Genomic DNA, 26,050 nt, shown 5'->3' on the forward strand with positions numbered 1-26,050 from the left:
AACGAATTTAAAATTACATGGGTTTAATCATTTTATATTTTTTAGGTGCTCTGTCACTATCCTTTTTATGCTCCGTCCTGGAGGCGGTATTACTTTCTACTCCGATGTCGTTTATCTCGATGAAGGAGAATCAAGGCAGCAAGACTGCCTCACTGATGAAACAGTATAAGAATAACGTAGACCGTCCGGTGGGTGCCATTCTTTCACTCAACACCATCGCCCACACCATCGGTTCTGCCGGTGTAGGAGCCGAGTCAATGAAACTCTTTGGCGAAGAATACTTCGGTATCATTTCCGCCATTCTCACTCTGTTGATTCTGGTACTTTCAGAAATCATCCCCAAAACCATCGGAGCTTCATATTGGCGCTCTCTTGCCATGACATCTACCAAGATCATCCGTGTGCTCATCTTTATCACCTATCCTTTGGTACTGCTTTCGGAACTTATCACTAAGGTATTTACTCCGAAGAACCACCAGATTTCCGTGAGTCGCGAAGAGGTATCGGCCATGGTAGACGTAGGTACTACTGAAGGCATCTTCCGCGAATCGGAAAGCAAGATCATCAAAAGCTGCATTCGCCTGGCAGGAGTAAAGGCCAAGGAGGTGATGACTCCATCCATCGTAGTAGAATCAGCCAACATGAATCTGACTACCAAGGAGTTTTACGAACAGAAAGAATGGAAATTCTCACGCATTCCCGTTTATGACAACAACAAGGATATCATTGTGGGATACGTATTGAAAGATATGGTTCTCAAATTGGTTTCAGACGATGAGTTCCAAACCAGATTATCCGAGCTGATGCGTCCGATTCTTTCCTTCAACGAGGATGAATCTCTATACCAGATATGGGAAAAGATGTTGGAAAAACGAGAACACATCTCTATCATCGTAGATGAATACGGATGTCTGAGAGGAGTGGTTTCCATGGAAGACGTAATCGAAACGATGACTGGCGTAGAAATCGTAGATGAAGACGATGTGGCTGTAGACATGCAAGCCTTGGCTAAGGAAAAATCGCGCATGATGCACCAAGGTGTTGCTTCTGCCATTCCCGGCAGTAAAGCTTAATATTTACAGAACATTGCATTTTAACAAGAGAGGGTGGGTCATTATTCATCGGATTACGCGGAATAAACGGAACCTTAACCGCCTTCCTCGGATTACTCACGGATTTTAAACGGAAACTCGACCTGACGGTCGTGGCGATACCCCCTAAAGCTGGAAAAAGCCAGCCTATACGGCGCTAGCCCAATGGCCGTAAGGCCAAATCCGTTTAAATTCCGTGCGTAATCCGTGAAGCAAGAATGTTCCGTTAACTCCGCGTAATCTGATGAAGAAAATCGATAAAGAAACGAAAAAGAGGGTGTGTCATGGACTTATGACTCACCCTCTTCTTGTTGTTGGAAGAGATAAGATATGTTGTTGGAAAAGATAGGATATGTTGTTGAGACAGTTAGTATCTCCGGTCGCACAACAGCTGTTGTGCGCTTGCATCACAGCTGATATGCACATGCACAACACCTGTTGTGCATGCGTTGGTCAACTGTTATGCGCCAACAATTATCCAGACTTAATTGCACACCCTCTCTCTAGTTTAACCAGGAAATATCGCCACCTTGATGACTCCATCCCTGCGGTTCTCGAAAACATCAATACAGATTCTTTCTCACCTTTTGACCTGTAAACTATTAAAAAGTCTGTCTTTTTTTACAAATAAGACCATTTTTTGTGATTTTTCAGCAAACAAAACCATAAAATATACTCTGATGTTCAAATAGTTAGCCAAAAATTAGGAGAATAGAATATTTTTTCTTACCTTTGCAAATGAAAGATTTGAATTCAATTTTTTACAAAATATAGCATGTATCAAGATTTAGATTTTACTGATAACAATCACTATCAGGAAGATTATATAGATTCACCGGTTGATGATTTCGACTGGATGCCTAATTTATTTGCCAAGCTCGCAAATCACCTGCGAACTTCAACTTCTGCTGATGTTATCAGACTGGGAACCATCGGCTGCATCAGAAACCATGAGCCGGGAGATGATTCACTCCTCCAATGGGAAGAAGTAGAAACAATGCGTCGCTATATAGATAGCGTTAACAGAGGCTTGGGGGCACCGGAAGATCCCACACTCCAGCAGTTGCTCCATTCTACAGAATGGACTAACTATGGTATTTTTACCATGAACTTTATCTCGGATAAGAACCTCGACTATAAAGGAATCTGTGAGGTTGAAAATACAAATCTCTCATACGCCAGCATGGCTTTTTTAATTGCTCTGGTAAAAGGGATGAGTATGATTAATCTCAAACATCCTTCAGCAAAGGGAGAAAACAATCATATTTTCACATACGTAATTCCAAGTCAATTCTCCACCTTCTCCTTTGCTTCATTCCTCAATGTGGCCAATGCACGTCTCGCTAACAAAGAAGATATTTCTGAACAGGAGATTGAAGAGTTGACCCAACTTGCTTTCAAGAGTCGCTACTGGAAACAAGAGACCTCACTCAAGAGTAAAGACAGCGAGTTGTTCATCTATGTCCTCAAGAACATCATTTCGGAAATTCTGGGACTGAAGCTTGACATCAATGCGGAATCCTTTGCCAAACAGGCAAAGAAGGAAGAGAAAAAGACTGCCACTCCAACTGTAGATAACCATAAGAAGAAGGAGAAGAAGGAAAAGAAAAAAGAAAAGACTATCCTGAAAGATAATTCCAAACCTTCTTTGGCATCTACGATGGTAAAAGTCTTAACAGAGGAGTCCCTCCCGCAAACCAAAGAGAGTCTTATTGATAAGACTATGCAACTCTATCCTACTCTCAAGATAAACTGTTTCAACACCACCCTATCAAGACTCCATAAAAATGAAGTTCTGAATTATTATAATGGTGGACTGATTGGAATAAAAGGCAAAAGATACGGAAGAGGCTACAAGATAATCAGCCGTTTACATAAACATAAGGAAACAGATTAAGGCTAAATTTTGTGCCAAGAAAATCCAAAGGCTAAAAGACCATTGGGTTTTCTTGGCACTATTATAATATACTGTAGCAACAACTAACGTTTGAGTCAGTCTCTTACTAAAATGTTTCTTACTTGAAAGCAGTTCAATGACAAAATTATAACCTAAAAAGAAACTTACTTGTAGTTTTTCCGGCAATTAGTCAATTCTACAATTAGACAATTATGAATTTGATTCTCTATAAGGAGAAAACCACAAAACTGTTTACCTAAAACCAAAAAACTACGCATAAACCACAAAGTTGTTTACCAAAAATCACTGCATTTTGTAGCACAAACCACATTTTTGTTTACCTAAACCACCATTCTATTTACCTAAACCACTAAACTGTTTACCTGAAACCACTATTTTGTTTACCATAAACCACAAAACTGTTTACCTATCCTAGTAAAAAGCAGTTGCTCCTCTTTAGGTAAATAGAAATGTGGTTTTTACCTAGTTAAATTCATGAGAAAAACAGGTAAACAGAAATGTGGTTTATGAGAAAAATCGATGAACGTTCTGCCAGGTAAACAGTTTTGTGGTTTTTAAATTCTTATTCAGTTGCTACTAAAGAAAGAATCAAAATGTCTAGACAACTTCTTTAGGCGTTTTACATAACATACTAATATACTGATAGTTATGTATATACTCAATTTGTATTCAGGTGCCGGATTTCAAATAGAATAAGATAAAAAACAGTATCCTATCAAGATAAAAACCACAAAACTGTTTACCTGAAACCACTATTTTGTTTACCAGAAACCACAAAACTGTTTACCTAAGAATAAAAGACTGATATAAAAATGATATAACTTATTACATATCAAATTATAACACGGGATTTGGTAAATAATTAATATAACCTCAAAATGGAATGAATTATATACATGACATTTCAGGTAAACAGTTTTGTGGTTTTGATGATAAGCCATTCTTAAAAGTAGGTAAACAGAAATGTGGTTTTGCATACTATCAAAAAGAGGAAGTACGGTACTCCCCTACTTCCTCTTCTGCTTTCTTGTTCTGCTTAGCCTCTATAGAATACAGGCATGAATGAACCGACACAGTCAAAAAATTCTTGTGCCAGCCTTTCAAGACCCGATGTTTTCAAAGCAGCAAAATCATCATCACTAGCAGCAATACAGAATCTGTCATTCTTGATTCCTATGAATTTGCATCTGCCCAACAGGGCTTGCTGACTGGTATCCTGTACCATCGAAATAAACTGATTCCATTGCTCAAAACCTTGAGTCGTGTCTACTTCTATCTTCTTGTCAGGATTCTGATATACATGCGCAAAAAGATCTCCCTGCTGCGTGGCATCATCAGATGTTTTCTTTCCCCTATTACGGTTTATTTTTTCATTCAGACGACGAGCAATATCTGCATCTTTATCTCCGATATGATTGATACCTACATCCGTCCGCTTGATATGGAAGATAACATATTCAGGATCTCCCTTATGCTTTCCGTTCCGATAAATAAAGTCTTCTTCAGAAAATTCATCAAATACGATATCTGTCTCACTGCGACTAGCCATTCTGTTGAGATCTTCCCTTACCACATCGAGTACCTGTTTTCTGAATTGCGAGAATTTAGGATATTTATTCATCACAGGCTCCCCCTTGTCGTCAAGCAGAATATTGCCATGTTCATCAAGTTCTACCAGACCCAAATACTGTTTCATCGGCAAAAACTCAACCTTAACATCCAAGCTCTTGTCTAGTCCCATCTGACGAAGCAGATATATATAGAGTCGAGGTGTATTCACCTTCTTGGAATATTTAGCAATCATGGAGATATGATGAATATATCCCTGACGCATGTCAAAAAGGCTCATGGTGAGTTTTGGATCTATCTCAAGTATTACTTCACCCTTGATGCGTTCTACTTTCTCACCATCGCTCTTTGTATAGCCTTTCTGCGTTGTCGGAATCTCGATGTTTGAAAATACGTGCTGTATCTTCTCTGTCTTGCTATCCGTCTTTACACGCACCGACAGGTTGAGGATATCGTTCTTCAGCGTATCACGCAGATTCTTATAATTATGAAACTCCGTTGATACCTGAAAATCCTTGATGTCTATTTTGATGGGCGGAATCTCCATAACAGCATGCTCTATTCCTTTCTCGAAAAGATAGTCGGAGCGTGCATCTCCAAGCACTCTCTTCTCGGTAAAATACTCTTCAACATACTTCTGCAGATGGGTACTTGCAACCATCAATATGTTTTGTTGCAATAATGTATATTGCTTATCCAATTTTGTCAGCGAAAAAGGTGTGTTAATCCACACCAGATTCTTGTTTCCTTTTGGTTCACTCATATAAAAACCACATTTCTGTTTACCATAAACCACAAAGTTGTTTACCTAAAACCACTTTTTTATTTACTTAAAACCACATAAATATTTACCCGAAACCACCAAGCTATTTACCATAAACCATATTCCTATTTACCTAAAACCACTTTTCTATTTACCATTTCAAACATAACTCATTATTAATCAAGCTATTATGCTTTCTGTAATAAATAAGAAATATATAATTTATTATAAAGAATAATCTATAATTATCATTCTTTTGGTAAACAAAAATGTGGTTTTTGTAGGAACTTATACCTTATTTTTAAGCTTAGCGCTTTTTTAGGTAAACAGTTTTGTGGTTTTCACCCTTTTAATAACTACTTTTTGTTTGCTTACTTTTTCAAGTAATCCATCAGGATATTGTAGAGCAGATTTTCCTGTGGGATATCATCTGAGAGGCATTTCATCTTCAGGAGAAGGAGTTCTTCCTTGTTAAGATATGTAGCCACACTCGTTCTAGTGCGTCTTTCCTCAGCAGTCCAGTAACTTTTTCTCTTGCGACCACCTTTAGATATATTTTTATCCTCTTCGCTTTTTGCCATTTCTGTGTTTAATAAACTTGGTCGGTCGTTCATACCCATATTTTCAAGAGACTCGCCAATTTCTTCTAAATTTCTTTTTGCTACAGCCATAATTCTTATATTTTATAAGTTTATCTTCTTTTGTTTTATTATTACATGTTTCAACCTACCCTATCAAGATTAGATTTTGATGTTGAACATGCGCTTGATAGCAATTTCGTAATCGATACCTGTACTTGAGTAAGGTGCATATTCGAATATGCTTTGTCCGTGTGCCTGAGCTTCCAGGAACTTTACAGAGCGTCGGATACGGCAAGGCAGAATTAAGTCGCCATGTTTTTCGCCTAAAAGTTTGCTCAACTGCTTGGTAATCTTGGTTCGTTCATCTACCATAACTGGCAGGAGTCCAAGTAATTCCAAATTATCGTTCATGTGGAACTCCTTCACTTCATCCATTACGCTGAGTACTTCACTTACTCCCTTGACAGACAATGCTTCCATCTGTACTGGAATCAAAATCTTGCTCGCTGCAACCAAAGCATTATAAGTGTTCTTGGAAAGTGCTGGAGGACAGTCGATGAAAATGTAGTCGAAATCATCAAATACGTTTTTCAGTCCTTCTCCTGTCATGTCATGGCAATCGTTGTCTTGCAAACATCCCAGTAATACCGTGTAGCTCTTCATCTGTTCTCTCAGTGATGGGCCTCCTGGAAGGTGTTGTTCTATATTTTCCATCTGAGCAGATCCTGGAACTGCATATACTCCATTTTTACATTTGTAGACTGGCACACCACTCTGTTTGCACATGGCGTTGTATATGTTATCATATTCGTTATCTCTCACTCCGAAAAGCGAAGAGAGGTTGCATTGTGGGTCTAAGTCTATTACCAGAACCCTGAGATTGTGATTCAACCGGACTATGCCAGAAGCCAGAGACTGCACAGTAGCCGTCTTGCCTACTCCACCCTTGTTGTTCACGACTGCAACAATTTCCTGTAGTTCATGTTTCATATTTCTTTTTTCCTTATTTTCACGTTATTGTTTAATACAATTTACATATATTAGAATTGCTGGCAATTAGAATAAACGGATTGACTTATATTCTTTCGTTCTGAAAGACTAAAAGTCTTATTTCTGGATTATCTAATGTTCTTTAGTTCTAATATTGGTTGCAAAAATAGCCAAAATAGTTGATATAAAAGAATTTATCTTCTTATTTCTTTGTAAATATCCTCTTTTTTATACTTTTCTAACAATCTTCATGAAGAATAAGCATCACTTCGAATGTATTACTAAACGAAAATATGAATATCCTAATAGACGGACAAATTAATTAAACTTATATATGAACTATCTATTAAACATATATTTGTATAGACTATTATACTTTTAAATGATTATACTGATATATGAATAAACTTATTTATGTATAGCTATATAAACAAAAGAACCAATAAACTAATATACGTAAAGCCGTATGTTATGATAAACGAAAATACAAAACTACGTTTAAACAAATATACTAACTGCCAGCAATTATAATAATCTAATGATTGGCGAGATAAACATGTATATTACAAACCTAACATGTTAACACTTTATAATTCAGCATTTTGATTATTCTTTTTGTAGAATATCTATCATATATAAAGTTAGAACTTTAGTTTAGTCTAATTGCCTAATAAACTAAAATACGTATATTCAACAGGAATAGTTTATATAAGATATGTTAATTTTTCCTCTAAGTGCGTACAACCTATTGATATTTTCAGTATCTTTACAGAGTTAAACGGATGTCGAACCTTTAAAACTATAACATCATGAAAATTGGTATTCCAAAAGAGATTAAGAATAATGAGAACCGTGTTGGAATGACACCAGCAGGAGTAGCTGAATTCATTCGACATGGTCACGAAGTGATGGTTCAGCATACGGCTGGAGAGAACAGCGGATTTGCTGATGAAGCGTATGAAAAGGTAGGAGCCATAATCTTACCCGACATTCAGAGTGTATATCGTGAGGCGGAAATGATAGTAAAGGTGAAAGAGCCTATCGCTGAGGAATATCCACTTATCCATCAAGACCAGCTTGTATTCACTTATTTCCATTTTGCCTGTGACAAGGAACTTACCGATGCCATGATCAAGAGTGGTGCTGTCTGTCTGGCTTATGAGACTGTGGAGACAGATAATCACCATTTGCCTTTACTCATTCCGATGAGTGAAGTAGCTGGAAGAATGGCCATTATTAATGGTGCTTTTTATCTGCAGAAGACAAAGGGAGGAAAAGGAAAACTGATGAGTGGTGTACCTGGTGTGAACCGCGTCAAGGTTTTGGTATTGGGCGGCGGAACCGTAGGAGAAGCTGCAGCAAGAATGGCTGCAGGAATGGGAGCTGATGTATGGATTACAGATATCAGTTTGCCTCGTCTTCGTCAGTTAGAGATGGAGCTGCCTATCAATGTACACACGCTCTATTCCAACGAGCATAATATTCGTAGAGAATTGAGAGATGTGGATATCGTTGTGGGTAGTGTGCTCGTACCAGGCGATAAGGCGCCGCATCTTATCACGAAAGATATGTTGAAATTGATGGAGCCGGGAACAGTACTTGTTGATGTAGCAATCGATCAGGGTGGCTGTTTCGAGACATCGCATCCAACCACACATTCTGATCCGACATATTTGGTCGATGGAATCGTTCATTATGCAGTAGCTAATATTCCTGGTGCTGTGCCGAATACCTCTACTACAGCCTTGACCAATGCTACGCTGAAATATGCATTGGCGCTTGCTGATAAGGGTTGGCGAAAGGCCTGCAAGGAGGATAAAGCCCTGTATAGGGGGTTGAATATCGTAAATGGAAAGGTGGTATTCAAGGCCGTAGCGGATGTCTTCGGACTGGAATATGAAGAAATGATACTCTAAGTAGAGTAGGGGAGGGTTCCATAACACAAAGGCTATGGGATCCTCTTTAAATAATGTATTACGGAGAACAGAATACACTTTGTTTGATTTGAACGCTTACTGATAGCATTTTTTTAGAGATAAAGACTTAAAAACCGGGAAAATGTAAGGAAAATAGGAGAAAATGCAGGAATATGTGTATAAAATAAGTTAATTTTGTAACATGATGCTACAGTTTTAGATATTTTTTATACTTTTGCGCCATGAACATGAAGTTTAACTAACATTCAGTTATTATGAAGAAGAAAAAAAGCTTGTTGCTTTTCTTGGCAGCAACTTCAGCCAGCTTTGTGCAGGCAGCCCTTCCAGTTCATACCAGTTTTGCGGCTGGTATTGAAAATGTGCAAGAAAAAGGTCATACCTTTATAAAAGGAAGAGTGATTGATTCCGAGGGAAATCCTCTGGTAGGTGTCACGGTGCAGATCGAAGGCACAAGCTATGGCGTTATCACAGATGCTGATGGTAACTACATACTGGAATTTCCATCTATGGCGCATCCTAAAATTGTATTTTCCAGCATTGGTTACAAATCGAAGAGTATTGAATTTCGTGGCGTAAAAGAGCAAAACATGATGCTGGAGTTGGATCATGTTGCGCTGGATGATCTCGTTGTCATCGGTTACGGCAGCAAGAGCCGTAGGAATGTAACTACCGCTATTTCTACCGTGAGTCAGGAACAGATAAGCAAGTTGGCTGCTACCACACCAACCCTCGATGGTCTTCTTCAGGGTACTGTAAAGGGCGTATTGGCTACTACCGCAAATGGTGAGCCTGGTTCATCTCTCAAGTTAAACATCCGCGGTATTACATCTCCTTATCCTAAATCGGGTAAAGGTAACAACAACCAGCCTCTTTATGTCATTGATGGCGTTCCTACCTTTATGGAGGATACCGGCATCAATCCGCTCATCAATATCTCACCAAACGATATTGAGAGTATCGATGTGCTGAAAGATGCCGCAGCTACTGCCATCTATGGTTCTCGTGGTGCCAATGGTGTCGTTATTGTCAAGACCAAGAACGGAAAGCGCAATGAGAAGACCAAGGTAGATTTCGGCTACACATTCTCGTTCAGTAATCCTATCAAGAACTATAAGCCATTGAATATTTCTGAATACAAGAATGTGCAGGACGAGATTCTGCGTAATACGGTAGACGGCATGAATGACGGCAGTTCGATAGTAGGTATGTATGGTTTTGATTATATTCTTAACCAGTATGGAAATGTTTCGCTCAATGAAGAAACGGGTCTTTATACCTATAATGGTCTTAATGAGAGTCTTTATGGCAAGGATAATGTCAACTGGGCAGATGAGGTAATCAACAAGAATGCACCTACACATCAGTATAATGTGGCTGTCAGAGGTGGAAGCAACAAAACCAACTATTCTTTCTCTTTCAACGGAATGAACCAGGAAGGTCTGTTACTTAATGACCGTATGGAGCGATATGGTGCAAGACTCTCTATAGATTCTGAAATCAACAAATACATCACCGTGGGAGGTGTGCTCGATTATACCTATTCTTCACGCAAGAGTGGAAGCAACGATCCTGCCTTGGGATATGATAATGATGGATGGATGACCCGTCCGGATTTGGCTGTACGCGATGCGGATGGCAATTTCCAGCGTGTAGATAAGTTCGGTCTTTATACTGATACCTATAATGATGCCAATGCGGTAGCTAAACTCCAGCGCAAGACGAAGTATGAAAATGATCAGTTCTCTGGCAATGCTTACATTGATATTAAGCCTGTTAAGGGATTGACCCTTCATGCTGATGCCAATATATCCAGATTCATCTTCAGCAACAGTTATTTCTCGCCAAAGATTACGCTCCCGGAGCAGTTTGGTATGGAGCCAACATCAACCTTGGCTGAGAGCAACTATCGCAACACCAATACTTCTATCAATTTCCGTGCCGACTACAAGTTCACGCTTACCGAAGCTCATCGTTTTGACGTGATGGCTGGTTATAGTGCCGACAGGTATTGGAGTAAGGAACACGACCAGGCTTATAGTGGTTTCCCTAACGATGATGTATTGAACAATGCCAGTTCTGCAACCACCGTCAATAAGCCAACCGAGACTTATTCCAAGAGTGGACTCAATTCCCTCTATGGCCGTTTGAGCTATGATTTCATCTCACGTTATCTGCTTGATTTCAGTCTTCGTTCCGATGAGTCATCAAAATTTGGACCGGGTAACAAGCGCGGTACTTTCCCTGCAGTTTCTCTGGCCTGGCGCATCAATCAAGAGCCTTTCCTGGAATCTGTAAGAGATATTGATGATCTGAAACTCCGTCTGAGCTGGGGTAAGACAGGTTCTACCAATGTATCCGACTTCTCTTACATCCAGTATTTCAATGGTAATCAGTATGGCGGACAGAGCGGACTCACCCTTGCTTCTACTTATCCAAACAAGAACATCAAGTGGGAGATGACAACCGAGTATAATGCTGGTGTCGACTTTACTTTATTCAATGGTCGCCTGACAGGTAGCTTTGATATCTATCACCGTAAGACTGATGGTGCGCTTGCTCCTGCTCCTATCGCCCTGGAGTTTGGTATCGGCACCTATTACAGCAATATTCTTGATCTTACCAACAATGGTTTTGAATTCTCTATCGGTGGTGATGTAGTTCGTACCAAGGATTTCACCTATAATACTATGCTCAGTATCTCATCCAACAGGAATAAGATAACCAAGCTCAATGGTTCAACCCTCGATATGATGCACCAGGATCTCTATATGGAAGGTCATGCTATGGGAACCGTGAAGGGATATAAAGTGGCAGGCATCTATCAGAGTCAGGATCAGATTAGTAAGTTGAATGAACAGGCTATGGCCAAGCAGGGCAAACGCATTAAATTGCGCTGCCCTCCAAAAGTTTTGACAGGTACTCTTCATCCCAGCCTGCCTTCAATCTTTTCAGGTTGAGACTTCCCTTGGTCGTCTTGTCATTTTTCAAGATGGAGAGGACCATTTTGCTTATGGTAGAGAAGTTCCTCGCTGCATTTTTGACTTTCTTACTTTCGTCTTCTCTGAAAGTAATGTCCAATTGCCAATGCAAGTTGTTTTCTATGGACCAATGTTGCCTAATGGCGCTTGCTATCTTTTCGGGGTCTTCATTACTTAAGGAAGTTATATAGTATCTTGTTTCCTCAGATGTTTCACCAGATGTCGCAACAGATCTTCTTGAGGTAATCCCGACAACAGACCTTAACCCAACAAACCTGTTCTTAAACATTCTCTGCATTATGTCCCCATAGCTTACAACAATGCAGGTTCTTTCTTCCTGACGACCATGTCCCTCATTAAAGGAATAATGTTTTGTCACTACATTACAATTGCCTCTATACTCATGCTCGTAAATCATGTCCTTAGCAAATTCGTAACTTTTCTTCTGATTTTCCTTCAAGGCGATAATATAGTCCCCCTTGCCTTCTATGATTTTCTCTGTTATAGAAGTTTGGCATCCCATAGCATCTATTGTCACAATGGCATTTGACACGTCTATAGCACTAAGCAACTTGGGAACGACCGTGATTTCATTTGTTTTTTCACCGACTTTCTCTTGCCCAAGTGATATGCTGTTGTCTGCTGACCAAGCAGATACGATCCATGTGCGGAAGTCAGCTTGACCAATAGTGTGCTCGGCATCACACTTGCTTGATCCACGCATAAGCTTGCCATCAATGGCAACAACACCTTTGACTTCCCCTACAATTTCTCTAACCCAGTTTCTGAAGATCTCTTCAAATCCTTTTGGATCAAAGATAGAAAAGAAACGATTGAAGGTGTCATGGCTTGGAATAGTCTCCAACCCCTGCAAACGCTTTTTGAAGAAGTCTAACTTACTTTTTCCAAACTCTGCAATTTCGTTCCAAGATTGAGCTCCTGCAATTACCGCAGCGATTGTAATGTAAATGATATGTTCCATTTTATGGACAGTTCGACCCGCAACTCGTGGGTCGGCTATTTGTTTAGATAACTTAATAATGCTCATTTTGTACCTTTTATTTGTTAATTATTTCTTTACAAAGGTACAAAAAATATTTCATATATACAAATATATAATGTTAATATTCAGTAAGTTACAACTGCACAACGCAGATGTTAACGAATAAAATATTTAATGCGTCTGCCCTGTATGGCCAAGGGATATGGTTTCTATCAGAATAGAGCTGCTGTAGGTGACTACATGTTTGCAGATACCAATGGTGATGGCTATATTTCAGAGGCCGACCGTACGGCGATTGCTAACCCAGAGCCAAAGGTATTCGGTGGATGGTCAAATACCTTGTCATATAAGAACTTCACGCTCTCTATGCTCTTCCAGTATCAGTTAGGTGGTGATGCCTACTACAGCACGATGCATGAATCTGCTAGTGGAGCCCTCGGTATGAGTATCTTGCGCGAGATGTATGGCAACACCTGGACACCGGATCGCACCGATGCCAAGTATGCTAAGTTGATGTGGATGCCTAGTGCCGATACCAACACACAGGCCAACGACCGCTATGTATATTCCAACTCATACTTCCGTTTGCGCAACATCACGCTCTCTTATACCTTTGAGCCAGCATGGTTAGAGCGCTTGCATGTGAGTGGTGCATCGGTGTTCTTTACCGCTACCAACCTCTTTACCATTACCGATTGGCCAGGTTTGGATCCAGATATGGCAGCCACAAATGCTTTTACCAAGACAACCGAGACCAAGGATGTATATCCAATGAGCCGTTCGTTCTCATTCGGTCTCAAATTGCAATTCTAACTCATTCAAAGAAACGAAGATTATGAAACATATAAGATATCAATTTCTGGCGTTACTATCTGTATCAGCGCTCACATTCACATCGTGCGACTTGATAGGCAGTATCGATGATATGGAACCAGACCATGTGGTAACCGATTTGAATTATATTACCGATGCCGCATCTGCTCAGACTGCTCTCAATGGTGTTTACGCTTCCTGGCGCAGTACAGGTGTATCTTACTTGAGATATGGTATTGCCTCTATGGCGCATACCCAGACTCAGGCGATGGTGATGGGGGCGGATGAGTTTGTTGCCGAGAATATCGAGACCAATAACAGTAATGTGGAGACGGCTTATACCGCCTATTACAATGTAATCAATGCGGCCAATACCTTCCTGGTACATATCAACAAGAATATACCAGGACTGAGCGAGGAGAAACGTACGGAGATGATTGCAGAGGCTCGTTGCCAGCGTGCTTTGGCTTATCTCACTCTCCTGAAATGTTTCGGAGAATACTGGAAGCAGGATTCCCAATACGGAGTCTGTCTCTTCAAGGATGAGTTGGTAAGAGATAACCAGGTTCGTCAGCGTTCTTCTGTAGCTGAAACTTACAAGCTGATTTCTGAAGATCTCGATTATGCCATCGCCCATTGCGAACAGCATCCGGCAGACCATTATCACATGAGCAGTCTTTTTGCCAAGGCTTTGAAGGCAAAGATGTATTTTGCTCAGGATAACTATCCGGAGGCAGCAAGATTATCTGAAGAAGTGATTAATGAGGCTGAAGCAGCAGGATATGAACTGGAGAGAGACTATGCTAATATCTTTACAGAACAGTTCAATTCCAAGGAGATGCTTTTCGCCCCTTATACTGCTAATCCGAATGAATTGATGGATGCTTCTTGGTTTGCCTTCTCTCCAGGATCACTCCTTAAAAAGGTGGCTGATGATTTGGTTCCTGATGATGAAACAGGTGGTGATATCGTTGTTCCAGATCCGGGAGAGGGTGGGGATGTAGTAGTTCCTGATCCAGGTGAAGGCGGTGATGTTGTATTGCCTGGTGATGGAGATGATTGCGGTATCGTTATCCCTGGTGGTGATGGTGGCGATTTCCCATTCCCTCCAGGTGAAGATGATGCAGCTTCCTACGATCCTCTTTATACTTGGGCATACAAGGGTGAAGGCATGACTGGAATTGCCAAGTACAGCAAGTTGACTCCTGAGTTTATGTTCGAAGATTCCTATTATTTCATGCGCCTTGCAGAAGTCTATTATATCGCTGCCGAAGCAGAGGCTCGTCAGGGTCAGTATGCTAAGGCTCGTACGCTCTTGGCTACTGTCATCGAACGTGCCGGATATACTGAGGACGATGTGAACGCTATTGCCGACAGTGATCTTCTGGGTGAAATTCTCAAGCATAAGTTGTGTGATATGAGTAACGAAAATCTGGAAGAATGGTTCGATCTTTGCCGTTATAACCGTCAGGGTGGTTTCGAGAGTTGGACAGAAGATGAGAAAGCAGAACTTCCTAGCTTCCGCCGATATCTTCTTCCTATACCAAAGGCATCTATGGGAGCCAATAATCTTCTGGTTCAGAATCCGGAATATGTGAATCAATAAACATTATATAATAAATAATATCGAGAAAAAATGAATAAGATGAAAATGAAAACTTGCATGATGACACTTGCCGGTCTTGTACTTGCAATGGCTGCCAGTGCGCAGAATTTTGAGATGAAAGGTAAGGTTAAAGGTAACGTGGACGGCTGTTCTGTCATGTTGCAGAAGTATGGATTGGAAGGTGTTACCAATCTGGATAGCGTTACAATCAAGAATGGTGAGTTCACCCTCAAGGGGGTAGTTAACCAGCCTGAGCAGTATCAGATGGTTATTGATATGAACAAGCCTGGTACAGCTGAGCCTGACTATCAGAAAATATTCTCAACAAGAGTCTATGTAGAGAATAAGCCGATGACCTACGATGTAGACCTTACCGGTTTTCCTGCAGAGCGTGATATGAGTATGATAGAGCCTGTTGTAAAGGGTTCTACCACTCAGGATATTTATCAGGCTTATCTTGAACTGATGTCACCTATTCAGGACAAAATGCACAAGATGGATGATAGTATCAACCAGACTACCGATTTGGCACAGCGTGTAGCCCTTGCCAAGGAAGCCATCAAGTTGCAGGAGAAAATGCGCCATCAGACCAGTCTGTTTATTCAGCAGCATACCACTTCTCTGGTAGCCTTCGACTTGCTTCTCGAGAGTTTCTCTTCTTTACCAACCCCATATACCTCTCAGCAGATTGACGAGATGATGGGCTGGTTGAAGAATGACTGGAGTTCTTCTGCACAATATCCGATGCTGCAGATGCAGGCAGAGATGGCAAAGCATACTGCTATCGGCAACCATTATATCGATGGTACCGTTGTTACTCCTGAAGGCAAGCAGGTGAAGCTTTCTTCACTTATCAAGAAGGGTGAATACACCATGTTGGAGTTCTGGGCTTCCTGGTGTCGTCCATGCCGTCAGGAGATTCCACATCTCAAGAAGGTACACGAGAAATACAAGGATTTCAACATCATCAGTATTTCCGTAGATGAGAGAGATGCCGACTGGAAAAAGGCAATGGCCAAGGAAGGAATGACCTGGACACAGGTTCGCAATCCTGAAGGTTTTGGCGGTATGGTGATGGGCGAGTATGGCATCAATGGTATTCCAGCCTGTCTCATCTTAGATAAGGATGGCAATTTCTATAAGACCAACATGCGTGGTGCTTATCTTGATGCTTTCTTATACGATTACTATAAGAAATAAAATAGTTTAGTGCATAAAAAATCCCCGATATGAATCCTCTGTATTCTTGCAGGATTCGTATCGGGGAATTTTGTTGATGACTTGTATGAAGGATAGATTTTCGCGAAATGAAAATCCATCATTGTAACTTTACCATGCCTCCAGTTTATCAGCAATCTCTGGCATCTTATCCTTGGTGAATACAGGATTCTTACCTTCCTTCTTCTGTTGGCGATAGTCTTTCAACAGGAAGACGGCCTGACGGGAAAGCAGGACGATGGCTACGAGATTGCAGAGGGTGAGAAGAGCCATCGTGATATCTGCAAAACTCCATGCAAAATCCAGAGATACTACCGCTCCGACCATCACCATTGCTGCTACAGCAAGACGATAGACAAATACACCCAGCTTGGAGTCCCTGATATATCTCACATTGGTTTCTCCATAATAATAATTGCCGATGATGCTGCTAAAGGCAAACAGCCATATCATTACCGCAACAAACGGATTGCCGATGCTTCCGATTTCGTGGGTCAGGGCATCCTGGGTGAGTTGAATACCATTTGAAGCAGTAAGATCCACACCGCTCACCAGGATAATGAATGCGGTGCAGGAACATACGACCAGCGTATCTGTAAAAACACCCAGAGCCTGTATCAATCCCTGTTTTACAGGATGACTGACTGTAGCTACCGCAGCTGCATTCGGTGCACTACCTTCACCTGCCTCATTACTGAACAGACCTCGCTTGATACCCTGTATCACAGTAACGCCAAGAACTCCGCCAGCAGCCTGATTGAATCCGAAGGCATTCTCAATAATGGTAAGCAGAACCTTTGGAAGACTGGTGATATTCCAAACAACAACACCTACAGCTATCAGAAGATAAATGACAGCCATCACAGGAACCACGGTAGAAGAGAACTTAGCCACTCTATGGATACCACCGAAGATGATGAGCAGGGTGAGTACAGTGAGGGCAATTCCCATGGTGGCAGGTTCTATGCCAAAAGCCTTCTGCCATGCCAGACAGATAGTATTGCTCTGCACTGAATTATAGGCAAAGCCGAAGGTAATGATCATCAGCACGGCAAAAAGAATACCCATCCATCCCTTTCCCAAACCATACTTCATATAATAGGCCGGTCCGCCATAGAAAGATGTTTTGCCTTTCCGCTTGTAAAGTTGGGCGAGAGTTGATTCTATGAAAGCGGATGCAGAACCCAGCAAAGCCAGCATCCACATCCAGAATACTGCTCCCGGTCCACCGATGCTGACAGCAGTAGCCACACCGGCAAGATTACCGGTGCCAATACGGCTAGCCAATGCTACCACGAATGCCTGGAAGGAAGAAATGTGTTTCATTTCGCCATCCACTTTCACCTCCATCGACAGTTCATCGTGTCCTATTTCTTCCGGTTGTACCTTGTCGGGATGAATCAGCAGCCTGATCATCTCTCTGATTAGGCGGAACTGGACGAAACGGGTACGCCAAGTGAAAAACAGGGCACAGCATATCAAGACGGTGATGATGATATACGACCAAAGGAAATCGCTAACCTGAACTAAAATGTTTTGTATTGAATCTATCATTTATCTATTTAAAACTTCTTATTTTCTTTACTTTTTTATAACCTTCAGAACCTGGTCTGCAATACTTTTCATTCCCTTGATTGTAGGGTGACCATTTTTCTTGTCAATATCATGAAGAGCAATGACAGGAACCTGATATTTGTTGCAGATCTTTTTAACTGACTCATTGATTACATCTTTGAGTTCAGAATTTAAGATGAAATATACCTCTACATTAGGATAATGCTGTCGTATATCAGAAAGCAGCTTGGCCATGGCTGGGCGGAAACAATACAAATCTGCGCGCTTCCAGTCGCTATACTGATAGTTGCCGAGCGGGGCATCAGCCCAGTTGTCATTCGTAGCACCGCAAATCAGGATGATATCCGGATTGCCAAGAAGAGAACTGCGGGTGATGAAAGAACGGTCGGTATAATCTTCGTCACGATAGCCAGTGTTGCAGATGGTAGCACCAGAATAAGAATTGATATTTCCCATTTTATAGCCTCCTTCCTTGATAACTTGCCACCACCAGGTTTGCTCAACCTTGTTTACATCTGTAGTTTCTGGTGGAGTAGTAGGTGAGTACCAGGTGGCATAACCCTTAGGAATGAACCCCTCGAAAGTGGAATACGAGTCACCGAGAACGGCAACGGTCTGCTTCACCTGTGCCATGAGCGGCATGAAGGTGAGCATAATGAAAGAAATGATAATCGTAAATCTTTTCATGATGCTTGTTCTTGTTTTAATGCTTCTTATGTAATTCTGCTGCAAAAGTAATATAAATATGTGAATAGACAAAAAATATCGGAGGAAAATTCATCTTTCTGTTTCTATTTTTGTCTAAAACTAAGCATGATTTGAGTTATACCATAATTAAATCATGTGCGCGCTCAAGCGTATATGCACGAGAGCGCACGCATGCATATATATAATAAGGTATACACAATAAATCGCCATGCTAAAATCTTTATAAGTGTTAAAAACGCACTGAAATCTCAACTTTTTTGCGAAAAGATTTGGCTGTTTCGAAAATAGTTAGTACTTTTGCACTCGCTTTTGAGAAATACGGTTTCTCTTAGCGATTAAAGAAAGAGTTCTTTGAAAGATTTTACACAAACAGACAAGTAGTACAAGAAGCGGTTAACTTCTTAGAAATAAGAAAGTTGACTGGGTAAAAGAAACGAACCGTCAAGAAATTGACAAGTCAGGTTTACTAAGCTTCAATAAACGAAAAGGATATTCGTCCTAAGTACAGACAACAAACAAACCAAGCCGCAAGGTTGGGTAAAAATGATATTTTACAATTTTTGGAGCAGCGAGAGAAATGAAAGCTTGCTTTTATTTCCGAGTCGTGACAAAAATGTAGAGGATACTTTACAATGGAGAGTTTGATCCTGGCTCAGGATGAACGCTAGCTACAGGCTTAACACATGCAAGTCGAGGGGAAACGACATCGAAAGCTTGCTTTTGATGGGCGTCGACCGGCGCACGGGTGAGTAACGCGTATCCAACCTGCCCACCACTTGGGGATAACCTTGCGAAAGTAAGACTAATACCCAATGATATCTCTAGAAGACATCTGAAAGAGATTAAAGATTTATCGGTGATGGATGGGGATGCGTCTGATTAGCTTGTTGGCGGGGTAACGGCCCACCAAGGCGACGATCAGTAGGGGTTCTGAGAGGAAGGTCCCCCACATTGGAACTGAGACACGGTCCAAACTCCTACGGGAGGCAGCAGTGAGGAATATTGGTCAATGGGCGAGAGCCTGAACCAGCCAAGTAGCGTGCAGGATGACGGCCCTATGGGTTGTAAACTGCTTTTATAAGGGAATAAAGTGAGTCTCGTGAGGCTTTTTGCATGTACCTTATGAATAAGGACCGGCTAATTCCGTGCCAGCAGCCGCGGTAATACGGAAGGTCCGGGCGTTATCCGGATTTATTGGGTTTAAAGGGAGCGTAGGCCGGAGATTAAGCGTGTTGTGAAATGTAGACGCTCAACGTCTGCACTGCAGCGCGAACTGGTTTCCTTGAGTACGCACAAAGTGGGCGGAATTCGTGGTGTAGCGGTGAAATGCTTAGATATCACGAAGAACTCCGATTGCGAAGGCAGCTCACTGGAGCGCAACTGACGCTGAAGCTCGAAAGTGCGGGTATCGAACAGGATTAGATACCCTGGTAGTCCGCACGGTAAACGATGGATGCCCGCTGTTGGTCTGAATAGGTCAGCGGCCAAGCGAAAGCATTAAGCATCCCACCTGGGGAGTACGCCGGCAACGGTGAAACTCAAAGGAATTGACGGGGGCCCGCACAAGCGGAGGAACATGTGGTTTAATTCGATGATACGCGAGGAACCTTACCCGGGCTTGAATTGCAGAGGAAGGATTTGGAGACAATGACGCCCTTCGGGGCCTCTGTGAAGGTGCTGCATGGTTGTCGTCAGCTCGTGCCGTGAGGTGTCGGCTTAAGTGCCATAACGAGCGCAACCCCTCTCCTTAGTTGCCATCAGGTCAAGCTGGGCACTCTGGGGACACTGCCACCGTAAGGTGTGAGGAAGGTGGGGATGACGTCAAATCAGCACGGCCCTTACGTCCGGGGCTACACACGTGTTACAATGGCAGGTACAGAGAGACGGTCCCTTGCAAAATGGATCAAATCCCTAAAGCCTGTCTCAGTTCGGACTGGGGTCTGCAACCCGACCCCACGAAGCTGGATTCGCTAGTAATCGCGCATCAGCCATGGCGCGGTGAATACGTTCCCGGGCCTTGTACACACCGCCCGTCAAGCCATGAAAGCCGGGGGCGCCTAAAGTCCGTGACCGTAAGGAGCGGCCTAGGGCGAAACTGGTAATTGGGGCTAAGTCGTAACAAGGTAGCCGTACCGGAAGGTGCGGCTGGAACACCTCCTTTCTGGAGAGACGAATTTCCTATGAAGATTTTAGGAACATGACTTAAAAGTTCGCTTCTCTTCTTGTACGCACCATCTGTTTAATCAAATACAGGAGACTGGGATTCCTTATACATTATATAATATATAGGGATGGCTCAAACAAAATGGTTCAACTCCACAATCTCCACTCCAAAGGAAAAGGCCGGTATGAAGTATTTTACTTTTTTACCTTTTTACCCTTTTACCTTTAAAAGATCTTTGACATATTGACACAAGCAAAACTGTAAGTAATGAACTTTAGTTCAGACTAAAGTAAATCAAATCGCAAGATGAGATTTCACTTTGTTAGAATACAGCTGAAAGTATGAGCTACTTATTCGTTGTCGAGTAATCAGCAATGATAAACGAGATAACAAATACAGTCGTAAAGAAAGTAAGAAAGGGCGTATGGCGGATGCCTAGGCTCACGGAGGCGATGAAGGACGTGATAAGCTGCGATAAGCTTCGGGTAGGTGCAAATAACCCTTGATCCGAAGATTTCCGAATGGGACAACCTAGCCGTCTGAAGGACGGTTACTAGCACTTAAGTGTTAGAGCTAACGCAGGGAACTGAAACATCTTAGTACCTGCAGGAAGAGAAAATAAATGAATGATTCCCCCAGTAGTGGCGAGCGAACGGGGAACTGCCCAAACCAGTGGCGTCGCAAGGCGTGGCTGGGGTTGTAGGACCGCGACATTGTACTGAAATGGTGAGTGGAAGTATCTGGAAAGTTACATCACAGAAGGTGATAATCCTGTACACGAAGCCAGATCAGGCATAGCGGTATCCTGAGTAACGCGGGACACGAGGAATCCTGCGCGAATCTGCCGGGACCATCCGGTAAGGCTAAATACTCCCGTGAGACCGATAGCGAACGAGTACTGTGAAGGAAAGGTGAAAAGAACCCCGAGCAGGGGAGTGAAATAGTTCCTGAAACCATACGCCTACAAGCGGTCGGAGCATCGCAAGATGTGACGGCGTGCCTTTTGCATAATGATCCTACGAGTTACCGTCACTGGCGAGGTTGAGTGTCATGAGACACGTAGCCGCAGTGAAAGCGAGCCTGAACAGGGCGCACAGTCAGTGGGGGTAGACGCGAAACCAAGTGATCTACACTTGGCCAGGATGAAGTCCCGGTAACACGGGATGGAGGTCCGCACCAATAAGCGTTGAAAAGCTTCTGGATGAGCCGAGTGTAGGAGTGAAAGGCCAATCAAACTTGGAGATAGCTCGTACTCCCCGAAAGGCATTTAGGTGCCGCGTCGGATGGTCACCGTGAGAGGTAGAGCGACCGATAGGACAAGAGGGCTTCACCGCCTATCGAGTCCTGACGAACTCCGAATGCTCACGGTTTGCAGTCCGGCAGTAAGGGGGCGGGTGCTAAGGTCCGTCCCCGAGAGGAGAAGAATCCAGACCGCCGTCTAAGGTCCCGGAGTTCTGCCTGAGTTAGTCTAACGAAGTCTGGTCCCTATGACAGCTAGGATGTTGGCTTGGAAGCAGCCATTCATTCAAAGAGTGCGTAACAGCTCACTAGTCGAGGGTCCGGGCATGGATAATAATCGGGTATAAGGCAGACACCGAAGGCGCGGGATAGCAATTATAAAAGTATCGGTAGGGGAGCATACTCACAGCGTCGAATGGTGTACGTAAGTTATCCTGGAGCGGTGAGTAAAGCAAATGTAGGAATAAGTAACGATAAGGAGGGTTAGATTCCCTCCCGCTGTAAGACCAAGGTTTCCCGGGCAATGCCAATCAGCCCGGGGTCAGTCGGGTCCTAAGTCTAAGCCGAACGGCGATGGCGATGGCAGAGACGGTTAATATTCCGTCACTGCCGCATGGGGCGATGTGGAGACGGAGCAGTGAAACCACCGCGGGGCGACGGAAGTCCCCGTTGAAGGGTGTAGGTGTTGAGGAGAGCAGGCAAATCCACTCTCCGAGCTGAACCTGACAGTACGGAGTCCTCCTCGGAGGAATCTGATAGTGTGGGTAATCATACTCCCGAGAAAATCCGCTAAGCTTAACCCATGCGGCACCCGTACCGCAAACGGACACACGTGGTCGGGTAGAACATACTAAGGCGTTGAGAGATTCATGGTTAAGGAACTAGGCAAATTGACCCTGTAACTTCGGGATAAAGGGTCCTCGTGATGAGCGAGGCGCAGAGAATAGGTCCAGGCAACTGTTTAACAAAAACACAGGGCTGTGCAAACTCGAAAGATGACGTATACAGCCTGACACCTGCCCGGTGCCGGAAGGTTAAGAGGAGATGTCACCAGCAATGGGAAGCATTGAATTGAAGCCCCGGTAAACGGCGGCCGTAACTATAACGGTCCTAAGGTAGCGAAATTCCTTGTCGGGTAAGTTCCGACCTGCACGAATGGTGTAATGATCCGGACGCTGTCTCAACCATGAGCTCAGTGAAATTGTAGTATCGGTGAAGATGCCGATTACCCGCGATGGGACGAAAAGACCCCGTGAACCTTTACTACAGCTTAGCATTGACCTTGGTCATCCGATGTGTAGGATAGGCCGGAGGCTTTGAAGCGGGAGCGCCAGCTTTCGTGGAGCCATCCTTGAAATACGGCCCTTTGGCTGTCTGAGGTCTAACTCGCTAGTGCGAGGACACTGCTTGGTGGGTAGTTTGACTGGGGTGGTCGCCTCCAAAAGCGTAACGGAGGCTTCCAAAGGTGCCCTCGGGTCGATTGGTAACCGACCTCAAAGAGTGCAATGGCATAAGGGCGCTTGACTGGGAGGCAGACATGCCGAGCAGGCAGGAAACTGGGGCATAGTGATCCGGCGGATGTGTATGGAAACTCCGTCGCTCAAAGGATAAAAGGTACTCCGGGGATAACAGGCTGATCCCCCCCAAGAGCTCATATCGACGGGGTGGTTTGGCACCTCGATGTCGGCTCGTCACATCCTGGGGCTGGAGAAGGTCCCAAGGGTTGGGCTGTTCGCCCATTAAAGTGGCACGCGAGCTGGGTTCAGAACGTCGTGAGACAGTTCGGTCTCTATCTATCGTGGGCGTGGGAGTTTTGAGTGGTGCCGTCACTAGTACGAGAGGACCGTGATGGACAGACCTCCGGTTTACCAGTTGTGCCGCCAGGCGCACCGCTGGGTATCTGAGTCTGGATTGGATAAGCGCTGAAAGCATCTAAGTGCGAAGCCAGCCGCAAGATGAGAACTCCATTGAGGGTCGTCAGAGACGATGACGTTGATAGGATGCAGGTGTAAAGACAGCGATGTCAAAGCCGAGCATTACTAATTGCCCGAACACTTTCTTTAAATAAGTTCATAGTTTCAACTGTATGTACAGTCTGAATGGTGCTGAAAGTTGTAATTCAACATTCAACAATCAACATTCAACATTACTTATACGTTTGCTTGTGTGCAAATACGTCATAACCCATTATCAGGTGGTTATTGCGGTGAGGTCCCACCTCTTCCCATTCCGAACAGAGAAGTTAAGCTCACTTGCGCCGATGGTACTGCAATGCAATGCGGGAGAGTAGGTAGCCGCCTCCTTTTATCAAGAGCCTCAGATTTCGAAAGATTTCTGAGGCTTTTTTGTTTTTCCCACAGATTTCACAGATGCTCACAGATTTTTCCCAAATCTTTACATGAGAGATACAGAAAACCGGAAAACATTCTTTCAATCAACGACTTAGAAGATTGTGTACGAAAAGAATGCTGAAATAATGTAGAATTTCGTAGAATGATATTAATTTTTTAACACGCATAATTTGCTAGTTTCCAACAATTATCTTATATTTGCAAAGAGTTTCTGTGTCTCTTATGTAGAGATTCAGATGAACGACATCAAATAACGAACTTGATTCGCATGATGAAAGAGACAAATATACACTCACAGGTAACGTCCACTATTGCAGGGGACGACGGCGAAGCCGTGGCAAAAAGTGAACAAAACGCTAAGAAAAAGGTTCCGGAAAAGCCTAATGAAGGGCTTGAAAAACCTGCTGATGCAGGATGGTATGTGGCTGTAGTGAGAGTGAATTGTGAAACGAGAATAGCTGATTCTATACGAATCAATCTTAATCACAATCATGTTTGGTTTGATTACTGGATTCCCAAGGTAAAAGTAGTTTATATAGACAAACGGTCCAATAAGCGAAAAGTGAAAGAAAAGCTATTTCTTTCCACCTTTATCTTTTGCAATGTTTCTCCGAGACAACTTGACAAAATCCGATTCCGTTCGGATGTGTATAAGATGCTGACGATGCCAGGTCAAAGGAAAATATATCAAATTCCCGACCAGGTTGTTGCCAACTATCGATATTTTGTAGAGAATGATGAAGAGCCTGTCACTGCTGCCCCTGTTCCTTTGAAGAAAGGAATCAAAGTGCGAGTGGTAGCAGGCAGCATGAAAGGTGCGGAAGCATACGTACAGAGCTATAATGGCAAGAAAGCCGTCATCGGCAGCGAAATCAAGTATATCAGTGGTGCAACGCTTACGATAAGTAGAAATTTACTCGAAGTCGTAGAAGAAGATTAAGTTGTAGAATGCTCTTGTTGCATAAAAATGGAACCGTTGGTATACATTCTTGAAGTTTCACGGAAAACCCTTATCTTTGCACCTAAAAAAGGAGATACAATTATGAATACAGCTACATATACATTATATGTCCCTGCAACCGATATTTCTCTTTTCAAATCATTGATTAAGAAATTCGGGTGGGTTGCCAAAAAGCAAAAAGCCCCTAAGGCTTGTAGATTAGACAAGGCATTAGAAGCAGCAAAGAATGAAAAACTCTTTGCTACTAATGATTTGGATGAATTAATGAAGAGTCTTGCTTTAACCGATACAGGTACACATAGTGACATTTTTGGCTGGTAGCCCACTAATATGAGTTATCTGAGTAAAATGTTATAGTAAGTTATAGCAAAGCGGTCCCATCCCGCACAACCATGGCGAGGGCTTTGATGCCCCGCCAACCTTATAGCGTAGCGGTTCCGAGCACCGGAGGGCGGTTACATCCCTAATCCCTATGGTAGGGATTTAGGGCTTGGGTATAGGGTAAGGACCCCCTCTTCGCCAGAGGGGGACAGGGGAGTCGAAACAAAACTTAAGTTATGACCATAGAAGAAAAAAAAGCAGATT

At 42.8% G+C, this 26,050-nt stretch carries 15 protein-coding genes and 3 rRNA genes; 12 read left to right on the forward strand and 6 right to left on the reverse strand.

Annotated elements, in window-relative coordinates; translation table 11 throughout:
* Positions 1-17: 17 nt before the first annotated feature.
* On the forward strand, positions 18-1,073 hold the full coding sequence (locus tag FO447_RS15825) for a CNNM domain-containing protein (RefSeq protein ID WP_200758645.1): 1,056 nt from the start codon (positions 18-20) through the stop codon (positions 1,071-1,073).
* Between the two features lie 793 nt (positions 1,074-1,866).
* Positions 1,867-2,988, forward strand: coding sequence for a hypothetical protein (locus FO447_RS15830; RefSeq protein WP_118141844.1), 1,122 nt, complete (start codon positions 1,867-1,869; stop codon positions 2,986-2,988).
* A 1,057-nt stretch (positions 2,989-4,045) separates the two neighbouring features.
* On the opposite strand, the gene FO447_RS15835 is transcribed toward FO447_RS15830, so the two are convergent.
* The 3 genes from FO447_RS15835 to FO447_RS15845 form a co-directional block, all read right to left on the reverse strand.
* Positions 4,046-5,341, reverse strand: a complete 1,296-nt coding sequence (locus FO447_RS15835; RefSeq protein WP_117695614.1) for a RepB family plasmid replication initiator protein — start codon at positions 5,339-5,341, stop codon at positions 4,046-4,048.
* Positions 5,342-5,712: 371 nt separating this feature from the next.
* Positions 5,713-6,012: a hypothetical protein gene (locus tag FO447_RS15840; RefSeq protein WP_006848167.1), complete on the reverse strand. Its 300-nt coding sequence runs from the start codon at positions 6,010-6,012 to the stop codon at positions 5,713-5,715.
* A gap of 69 nt (positions 6,013-6,081) precedes the next feature.
* Positions 6,082-6,912 (reverse strand): ParA family protein, encoded by an 831-nt coding sequence (locus FO447_RS15845; protein WP_006848166.1) that lies wholly within the window; start codon positions 6,910-6,912, stop codon positions 6,082-6,084.
* Between the two features lie 809 nt (positions 6,913-7,721).
* Here FO447_RS15845 and ald point away from each other — a divergent pair.
* Positions 7,722-8,828: an alanine dehydrogenase gene (gene ald / locus FO447_RS15850; RefSeq protein ID WP_200758647.1), complete on the forward strand. Its 1,107-nt coding sequence runs from the start codon at positions 7,722-7,724 to the stop codon at positions 8,826-8,828.
* 275 nt (positions 8,829-9,103) lie between these two features.
* Positions 9,104-11,806, forward strand: a complete 2,703-nt coding sequence (locus FO447_RS15855) for a SusC/RagA family TonB-linked outer membrane protein (RefSeq protein WP_200758648.1) — start codon at positions 9,104-9,106, stop codon at positions 11,804-11,806.
* Here the strand turns inward: FO447_RS15855 and FO447_RS15860 are convergent.
* A complete protein-coding gene (locus tag FO447_RS15860) occupies positions 11,733-12,875 on the reverse strand; it encodes an ISAs1 family transposase (RefSeq protein ID WP_118139234.1) in 1,143 nt (380 codons plus the stop codon). The two genes, FO447_RS15855 and FO447_RS15860, sit on opposite strands and share 74 nt — an antisense overlap.
* Positions 12,876-13,019: 144 nt before the next feature.
* Between FO447_RS15860 and FO447_RS15865 the strand changes: the two genes are divergently transcribed.
* From FO447_RS15865 to FO447_RS15875, 3 genes are read left to right on the forward strand one after another with little or no spacing between them, the layout of a single operon-like run.
* A complete protein-coding gene (locus tag FO447_RS15865; protein ID WP_200758650.1) occupies positions 13,020-13,643 on the forward strand; it encodes a hypothetical protein in 624 nt (207 codons plus the stop codon).
* 22 nt (positions 13,644-13,665) lie between these two features.
* Positions 13,666-15,249 (forward strand): RagB/SusD family nutrient uptake outer membrane protein, encoded by a 1,584-nt coding sequence (locus FO447_RS15870; RefSeq protein WP_200758652.1) that lies wholly within the window; start codon positions 13,666-13,668, stop codon positions 15,247-15,249.
* 30 nt (positions 15,250-15,279) lie between these two features.
* Positions 15,280-16,449, forward strand: a complete 1,170-nt coding sequence (locus FO447_RS15875; RefSeq protein ID WP_200758653.1) for a TlpA disulfide reductase family protein — start codon at positions 15,280-15,282, stop codon at positions 16,447-16,449.
* Between the two features lie 129 nt (positions 16,450-16,578).
* On the opposite strand, the gene FO447_RS15880 is transcribed toward FO447_RS15875, so the two are convergent.
* Entirely contained in the window at positions 16,579-18,021 is a 1,443-nt protein-coding gene (locus FO447_RS15880; RefSeq protein ID WP_200758655.1) for an alanine/glycine:cation symporter family protein, read from the reverse strand.
* Positions 18,022-18,048: 27 nt separating this feature from the next.
* The gene (locus tag FO447_RS15885; protein WP_006848162.1) at positions 18,049-18,729 is read right to left on the reverse strand and encodes an SGNH/GDSL hydrolase family protein; all 681 of its coding nucleotides are present in this window, start codon (positions 18,727-18,729) and stop codon (positions 18,049-18,051) included.
* Positions 18,730-19,379: 650 nt separating this feature from the next.
* Between FO447_RS15885 and FO447_RS15890 the strand changes: the two genes are divergently transcribed.
* The 5 genes from FO447_RS15890 (at position 19,380) to FO447_RS15910 (ending at position 25,786) form a co-directional block, all read left to right on the forward strand.
* Positions 19,380-20,911, forward strand: a 16S ribosomal RNA gene (locus FO447_RS15890).
* Positions 20,912-21,318: 407 nt separating this feature from the next.
* Positions 21,319-24,216, forward strand: a 23S ribosomal RNA gene (locus FO447_RS15895).
* A 127-nt stretch (positions 24,217-24,343) separates the two neighbouring features.
* A 5S ribosomal RNA gene (rrf, locus tag FO447_RS15900) occupies positions 24,344-24,456 on the forward strand.
* The 16S, 23S and 5S rRNA genes sit together here, the layout of an rRNA operon.
* 316 nt (positions 24,457-24,772) lie before the next feature.
* Entirely contained in the window at positions 24,773-25,444 is a 672-nt protein-coding gene (locus tag FO447_RS15905; protein ID WP_200758656.1) for a transcription termination/antitermination NusG family protein, read from the forward strand.
* Positions 25,445-25,546: 102 nt separating this feature from the next.
* Positions 25,547-25,786, forward strand: coding sequence for a hypothetical protein (locus FO447_RS15910; protein ID WP_118066944.1), 240 nt, complete (start codon positions 25,547-25,549; stop codon positions 25,784-25,786).
* Positions 25,787-26,050 lie beyond the last annotated feature (264 nt).

Origin of the sequence: Segatella copri (assembly GCF_015074785.1) — a bacterium.
Lineage (GTDB): Bacteria > Bacteroidota > Bacteroidia > Bacteroidales > Bacteroidaceae > Prevotella.

Excerpts from the sequence above, each read along its gene's own strand:
- FO447_RS15825 (WP_200758645.1), top strand. The coding sequence starts at position 18 with ATGGGTTTAATCATTTTATATTTTTTAGGTGCTCTGTCACTATCCTTT.
- FO447_RS15830 (WP_118141844.1), top strand. The coding sequence starts at position 1,867 with ATGTATCAAGATTTAGATTTTACTGATAACAATCACTATCAGGAAGAT.
- FO447_RS15835 (WP_117695614.1), bottom strand. The coding sequence starts at position 5,341 with ATGAGTGAACCAAAAGGAAACAAGAATCTGGTGTGGATTAACACACCT.
- FO447_RS15840 (WP_006848167.1), bottom strand. The coding sequence starts at position 6,012 with ATGGCTGTAGCAAAAAGAAATTTAGAAGAAATTGGCGAGTCTCTTGAA.
- FO447_RS15845 (WP_006848166.1), bottom strand. The coding sequence starts at position 6,912 with ATGAAACATGAACTACAGGAAATTGTTGCAGTCGTGAACAACAAGGGT.
- ald (WP_200758647.1), top strand. The coding sequence starts at position 7,722 with ATGAAAATTGGTATTCCAAAAGAGATTAAGAATAATGAGAACCGTGTT.
- FO447_RS15855 (WP_200758648.1), top strand. The coding sequence starts at position 9,104 with ATGAAGAAGAAAAAAAGCTTGTTGCTTTTCTTGGCAGCAACTTCAGCC.
- FO447_RS15860 (WP_118139234.1), bottom strand. The coding sequence starts at position 12,875 with ATGAGCATTATTAAGTTATCTAAACAAATAGCCGACCCACGAGTTGCG.
- FO447_RS15865 (WP_200758650.1), top strand. The coding sequence starts at position 13,020 with ATGGCCAAGGGATATGGTTTCTATCAGAATAGAGCTGCTGTAGGTGAC.
- FO447_RS15870 (WP_200758652.1), top strand. The coding sequence starts at position 13,666 with ATGAAACATATAAGATATCAATTTCTGGCGTTACTATCTGTATCAGCG.
- FO447_RS15875 (WP_200758653.1), top strand. The coding sequence starts at position 15,280 with ATGAATAAGATGAAAATGAAAACTTGCATGATGACACTTGCCGGTCTT.
- FO447_RS15880 (WP_200758655.1), bottom strand. The coding sequence starts at position 18,021 with ATGATAGATTCAATACAAAACATTTTAGTTCAGGTTAGCGATTTCCTT.
- FO447_RS15885 (WP_006848162.1), bottom strand. The coding sequence starts at position 18,729 with ATGAAAAGATTTACGATTATCATTTCTTTCATTATGCTCACCTTCATG.
- FO447_RS15905 (WP_200758656.1), top strand. The coding sequence starts at position 24,773 with ATGATGAAAGAGACAAATATACACTCACAGGTAACGTCCACTATTGCA.
- FO447_RS15910 (WP_118066944.1), top strand. The coding sequence starts at position 25,547 with ATGAATACAGCTACATATACATTATATGTCCCTGCAACCGATATTTCT.